The organism is Pseudomonas sp. EGD-AK9 (genome assembly GCF_000465935.2).
Taxonomy (GTDB): Bacteria; Pseudomonadota; Gammaproteobacteria; order Pseudomonadales; family Pseudomonadaceae; genus Aquipseudomonas.
Genome location: NZ_AVOF01000222.1, coordinates 1 through 5,506, shown reverse-complemented (window position 1 = coordinate 5,506; position 5,506 = coordinate 1). Strand labels below are relative to the sequence as shown.

Genomic DNA, 5,506 nt, shown 5'->3' with positions numbered 1-5,506 from the left:
GGGGCTCGCCGGCGCAACAGGCGGCCTGGCTGCCGGCCTTCGTCAGCGAGGCGGGGGCACAACCCTTCGCCCTCGCAGTGGGCGAGCTGGGCGTGCTGAGCGACCCGCGGGTGCCCGCCACGCGCGCGCGCAAACGCGGCAAAGCCTATCTGCTCGACGGCGAGAAGGCCCTGGTGCTGGGCGGGCTGGAGGCCAGTCGGCTGATCGTCAGCGCCCAGGCCGGCGACGGCCCGGCGCTGTTTATCGTCGATGCCGCGAGCAAGGGCATCGGCCGCCGCGCCGAGCCGGCTATGGGCCTCAAGGCCTGTGGTCTGGCGCGTATTCAATTCAAAGGCGTCAAGGTGCCGGGCGAGTGCCGGCTGGCTGGCGCTGGCTTCGATTTTCAGGCCTTTCTCGATCATTCCGCGCTGGCCTTCTGCGCCCTTGCCGTCGGTACGGCGCAGGCGGCGCTGGACTATGTGACCAGCTACTGCAACGAGCGCCAGGCCTTCGGCGAACCGATCAGCCATCGCCAGGGCGTGGCCTTTATGGTCGCCGACATCGCCATCGAGCTGGATGCCATGCGCCTGCTGCTGTGGCGCGCCTGCGCCCGCGTCGAGGCCGCCCTGCCGTTCCGGCGCGAGGCTTACTTGGCGCGGCTGCTCTGTGCGGAGAAGGCGATGAAGATCGGCAGCGACGCGGTGCAACTGCTCGGCGGCCATGGTTTCACCCAGGAGCACCCGGTCGAGCGCTGGTACCGCGATCTGCGCAGCGTGGCCGTGCTGGCCGGCGGCCTTCATCTCTGAACAGGTGACAACGATGAATCTGGAAACCCCGAAGAAATTCCGCGGCCTGCAGCAGCAGGCGCAGCAGGTGGCCAAGCACTATTTCCGGCCGATCTCACGCAAGTACGACCAGGCCGAGCACGCCTATCCCAAGGAGCTGGACCTGCTCGCCGCGCTGCTTGACGGCATGAACGAGGGCTCGCCCGACGCCGTCGGCGCCGGCTCGGCGAGCAAGCGCGGCGCCGCCCGCGAACAGCAGGAGGGCGTCAAGAACGGCGGCAACCTGGCTGCGCTGCTCGGCGTGATGGAGCTGTGCTGGGGCGACGTCGGCCTGCTCCTGGCCATGCCGCGCCAGGGCCTGGGCAATGCCGCCATCGCCGCAGTGGCCAACGACGAGCAGCTGGCGCGCTTCGGCAGGACCTGGGCGGCCATGGCCATCACCGAACCGGGCTGCGGCTCGGACTCGGCGGCGATCCGCACCACGGCGGTGAAGGACGGCGAGCACTACGTGCTCAACGGCGAGAAGATCTTCGTCACCTCCGGCGAGCGCGCCGACGCCGTGGTGGTCTGGGCTAGCCTCGACCGCAGCCTGGGGCGCGCGGCGATCAAGTCCTTCGTGGTCGAGAAGGGCACGCCGGGCATGAGCGTGACGCGCCTGGAGAAGAAACTCGGGATCAAGGCCTCGGACACCGCCTCGATCAGCTTCAGCGACTGCCGGGTGCCGGCGGCCAACCTCTTGGGCAACGCCGAGATCGACGTGCAGAAGGGCTTCGCCGGGGTCATGGAAACCTTCGACAATACCCGTCCGCTGGTCGCCGGCATGGCGGTCGGGGTGGCTCGGGCGGCGCTGGAGCGCACCCGCGAGCTGCTGGTCAAGGCCGGCTGCCGCTTCGACTATGCCAAGCCCTTGCTGGCCGTGAGCCATGCCGAGGCCACGCTGTATCGGCTGGAGGCCGAGTGGGAAGCGGCGCGTCTGCTCACGCTCAAGGCCGCCTGGATGGCCGACAACAAGCTGCCCAACTCCAAGGAGGCGTCCATCGCCAAGGCCAAGGCCGGACGGGTGGCCAGCGAGGTGACGCTGAAATGCGTCGAGCTGGCCGGCGCCCTGGGTTACGGCGAGGACGAACTGCTGGAGAAGTGGGCGCGCGACTCGAAGATTCTCGACATCTTCGAAGGCACCCAGCAGATCCAGTTGCTGATCGTCGCCCGGCGCCTGCTGGGCAAGAGTTCCAGCGAACTCAAATAGGGCATCGCTGGGCAGCGCCGCAGGTTGGCGCCGAGCGCAGCGACGCCCAACGGTCCGCGACATGGCCCGTTGGGTTTCGCCGCTACGCGCCTCAACCCAACCTGCTGGCTGGCGGTGCGCCTGTTCGAGGATTCGCAGGGCACAAAAAAGCCCGCATCTGCGGGCTTTTTGCTTAGAAGCGGAAGACTTCGGTATCGATCTTGATGGGTTCGGCCACCGGAATCTTCGGCCCGGGTTCCTGCGGATTGGCCTTGGCCACCGGGGCCTTCTTGCGCGGTGGCTCGGCCGGGGCCTCCTCGGCCACGGCGATCGGCTGGATGGCCACCGCCAGCTCGGCGGCCAGGCGTTGCAGCAGCAGGCTCTGCGCCTTGACCTGCTCGGCCACGGCGCCGTTGTGGCCCTCCTCCAGGCGCACCAGGCGGCTGTCGCGCAGCTGGCCGCGGCGATCCAGCAGTCGCCACTGCGCTTCCAGCACCGCCGGCACCAGCGGGCCGGAGTCGAGGCGGGTGATGGTCAGCATCACCTGGGCGTCGGCGCTGAAGCCGGGGGCGGCCGGTGCCAGGGCCAGGCGCTGGCTGTCCAGGCGCCAGGCCAGTTGGCGCAGCAACTGCTGGTCTATGTCGTTGGCCAGGCCGCTGGCCCAGCGGGCATCGCGGGCGGCCACCAGGCTGCCGTCGGCCTGACGCTGCAGCAGGTGTTCCTGGCGCAGGTAGTCGGCGATGCTGACCGGGCCGACCAGCACCGCCATGCCGCTGTCCTTGGCCGGGGCGACGGCACTGCCGCTGTCGAGTTGGTAGAGTGGCACCGGCTTCTGCTGCAGCAGGCTGCAACCGCTCAGGCTGAGCAGGGTGGTCAGAAGCAGGGCCAGGGGGCGTACTACAGTCATCATTCGTTCCCGGCAGCCGCTGCGGGCGGCTGCGCATCAATCCCATGTCATGCCGGCGGGTCGTCATCCTGACGACCCGGGTCGCGTATCATCCGTCAAACTGCGCCGCGACTCCAGCCTTGCCCGCCTGTCGGTAGGGGCGGCGCTTATTCCACCAGCAACTGGTCGACGCGCTGGAAGCCGCGCGGCAGCTTGTTGCCGCGGCGGCCGCGCTCGCCCTTGTAGTGCTCCAGATCGTCGGCCTTGAGGGTCAGGGTACGCTTGCCGGCCTGCAGCACCAGCGAGCTGCCGGCGGGCAGCACGGCCAGATCGGTGAGGTATTCCTCGCGGCTGGCCACCCGTTCACCGGGGATGCCGATGATCTTGTTGCCCTTGCCTTTGCCCAGTTGCGGCAGGTCGGCGACCTTGAACAGCAACAGGCGGCCTTCGGTGGTCACCGCCGCCAGCCAGTCGTTCTCGACGCTGGCCACCGGCTTGGGCGCCACCACCCGGGCGCCGTTGGGCAGGCTGAGCAGGGCCTTGCCGGCCTTGTTCTTGGCCTGCAGGTCCTCGCCCTTGACCACGAAGCCGTAGCCGGCGTCCGAGGCGATCACGTACAGGGCGCTGTCCTCCGGCAGCAGCACGCAGTCGAAGGTCGCCCCCGGCGGCGGGGTCAGACGACCGGTCAGCGGCTCGCCCTGACCGCGTGCCGACGGCAGGCTGTGGGCGGCGAGCGAATAGCTGCGTCCGGTGGAGTCGATAAACACCGCGTACTGGTTGGATCGGCCCGGCGCGGCGGCCTTGAAGCCGTCGCCGGCCTTGTAGGACAGGCCGGTGGCGTCGATATCGTGGCCCTTGGCGCAGCGCACCCAGCCTTTTTCCGAGAGCACCACGGTGACCGGTTCGGTGGGCATCAGCTCGGTTTCCGACAGGGCGCGGGCCTCGGCGCGGGCGACGATCGGCGAGCGACGGTCGTCTCCGTACTTCTCGGCGTCCTCGAGAATTTCCTTGCGCACCAGCTTCTTCAGCTTGGCTTCGCTGCCGAGCAGGGCCAGCAGCTTCTCGCGCTCCTTGGCCAGCTCGTCCTGCTCGCCGCGGATCTTCATCTCCTCCAGGCGGGCCAGCTGGCGCAGGCGAGTGTCGAGGATGTAGTCGGCCTGCACCTCGGTCAGGCCGAAGGCCTCCATCAGCACCGGTTTCGGCTGGTCTTCGGTGCGGATGATGCGGATCACTTCGTCGAGGTTGAGGAAGGCGATCAGCAGGCCTTCCAACAGGTGCAGGCGCTTTTCCACCTTGTCCAGGCGGAACTGCAGGCGGCGGCGTACGGTGCCGACGCGGTACACCAGCCACTCGCTCAGCAGGGTGCGCAGGTCCTTGACCTGCGGCTTGCCGTCGAGGCCGATGACGTTGGTGTTGACCCGGTAGCTCGATTCCAGCTCGGTGGTGGCGAACAGGTGGGTCATCAGCTCGTCGGCATCGACGCGGTTGGAGCGCGGAATGATGACGATCCGGGTCGGGTGCTCGTGGTCGGATTCGTCGCGCAGGTCGGCGACCATCGGCAGCTTCTTGGCCTGCATCTGCGCGGCGATCTGCTCCAGCACCTTGGCCCCGGAGACCTGATGCGGCAGGGCGGTGACGACGATGTCGCCGTCCTCGACGCGGTAGACGGCGCGCATGCGCACCGAGCCGCGACCCGTTTCGTAGATCTTCAGCAGATCGGCCTTGGGCGTGATGACCTCGGCCTCGGTGGGGAAGTCCGGGCCCTGGATATGCTCGCAGAGCTGCTCGACCGTGGCACCCGGCTCGTCCAGCAGACGTACGCAGGCGGCGGCGACTTCGCGCAGGTTGTGCGGCGGCACATCGGTGGCCATGCCGACCGCAATACCCGTCGTGCCGTTAAGCAGCAGGTTGGGCAGGCGTGCCGGCAGGGTCGCCGGCTCGTTCATCGTGCCGTCGAAGTTCGGCACCCAGTCGACGGTGCCCTGGCCCAGCTCGCTCAGCAGCACCTCGGAATAGCGCGACAGGCGCGCCTCGGTGTAGCGCATGGCGGCGAAGGACTTGGGATCGTCCGGCGCGCCCCAGTTGCCCTGGCCGTCGACCAGGGTGTAGCGGTAGCTGAACGGCTGCGCCATCAGCACCATGGCCTCGTAGCAGGCGCTGTCGCCGTGCGGGTGGAACTTACCGAGCACGTCACCGACGGTGCGCGCCGACTTCTTGTGCTTGGAGTCGGCGTCCAGGCCCAGCTCGCTCATGGCGTAGACGATGCGTCGCTGCACGGGCTTGAGGCCATCGCCGATATGCGGCAGGGCGCGATCCATGATCACGTACATGGAGTAGTTGAGATAAGCCTGCTCGGTGAAATCGGCGAGTGACCGGCGTTCAACGCCTTCCAGGCTCAAATCGAGGGATTCGCTCATGCGGGCCTCATTGCAAGGTTGATTGGCGCAGCACCAGGGTGCCGCCCTTTTGACTGAATTCGAGTTGTTGCAGCGCGCTCATGCCCAGCAGCACCTCGTCGCCGTCCATGCCCGGGGCGATCAGCGCGGCGACGTCGCGTAGTTCGATATCGCCCAGGCGCAGGCTGGCCAGGCGCGTGCGATGCCCGGTGGCGCGGCCGTTGGCGGTGCTGAT

General features: G+C 68.3%; 5 protein-coding genes. 2 read left to right on the top strand and 3 right to left on the bottom strand.

All coding sequences use genetic code 11. The features are described 5' to 3' along the window. Together N878_RS11560 and N878_RS11555 are read left to right on the top strand one after the other, a co-directional pair. On the top strand, positions 1-785 hold a 785-nt coding region (locus N878_RS11560; protein ID WP_021443815.1), incomplete at its 5' end, for an acyl-CoA dehydrogenase family protein. A gap of 13 nt (positions 786-798) precedes the next feature. Further along, positions 799-2,010, top strand: a complete 1,212-nt coding sequence (locus N878_RS11555) for an acyl-CoA dehydrogenase family protein (protein WP_021443814.1) — start codon at positions 799-801, stop codon at positions 2,008-2,010. A 172-nt stretch (positions 2,011-2,182) separates the two neighbouring features. Here the strand turns inward: N878_RS11555 and N878_RS11550 are convergent, their stop codons facing one another. From N878_RS11550 to N878_RS11540, 3 genes are all read right to left on the bottom strand, one after another. Next, entirely contained in the window at positions 2,183-2,899 is a 717-nt protein-coding gene (locus N878_RS11550) for a membrane integrity-associated transporter subunit PqiC (RefSeq protein ID WP_036987730.1), read from the bottom strand. 143 nt (positions 2,900-3,042) lie between these two features. Continuing rightward, positions 3,043-5,292 (bottom strand): DNA topoisomerase IV subunit A, encoded by a 2,250-nt coding sequence (parC, locus tag N878_RS11545; RefSeq protein WP_021443812.1) that lies wholly within the window; start codon positions 5,290-5,292, stop codon positions 3,043-3,045. A 7-nt stretch (positions 5,293-5,299) separates the two neighbouring features. Beyond that, the coding region (locus N878_RS11540; protein WP_021443811.1) for a TIGR02281 family clan AA aspartic protease at positions 5,300-5,506 on the bottom strand (207 nt) is incomplete at its 5' end.

Excerpts from the sequence above, each read along its gene's own strand:
- parC (WP_021443812.1), bottom strand. The coding sequence starts at position 5,292 with ATGAGCGAATCCCTCGATTTGAGCCTGGAAGGCGTTGAACGCCGGTCA.
- N878_RS11550 (WP_036987730.1), bottom strand. The coding sequence starts at position 2,899 with ATGATGACTGTAGTACGCCCCCTGGCCCTGCTTCTGACCACCCTGCTC.
- N878_RS11555 (WP_021443814.1), top strand. The coding sequence starts at position 799 with ATGAATCTGGAAACCCCGAAGAAATTCCGCGGCCTGCAGCAGCAGGCG.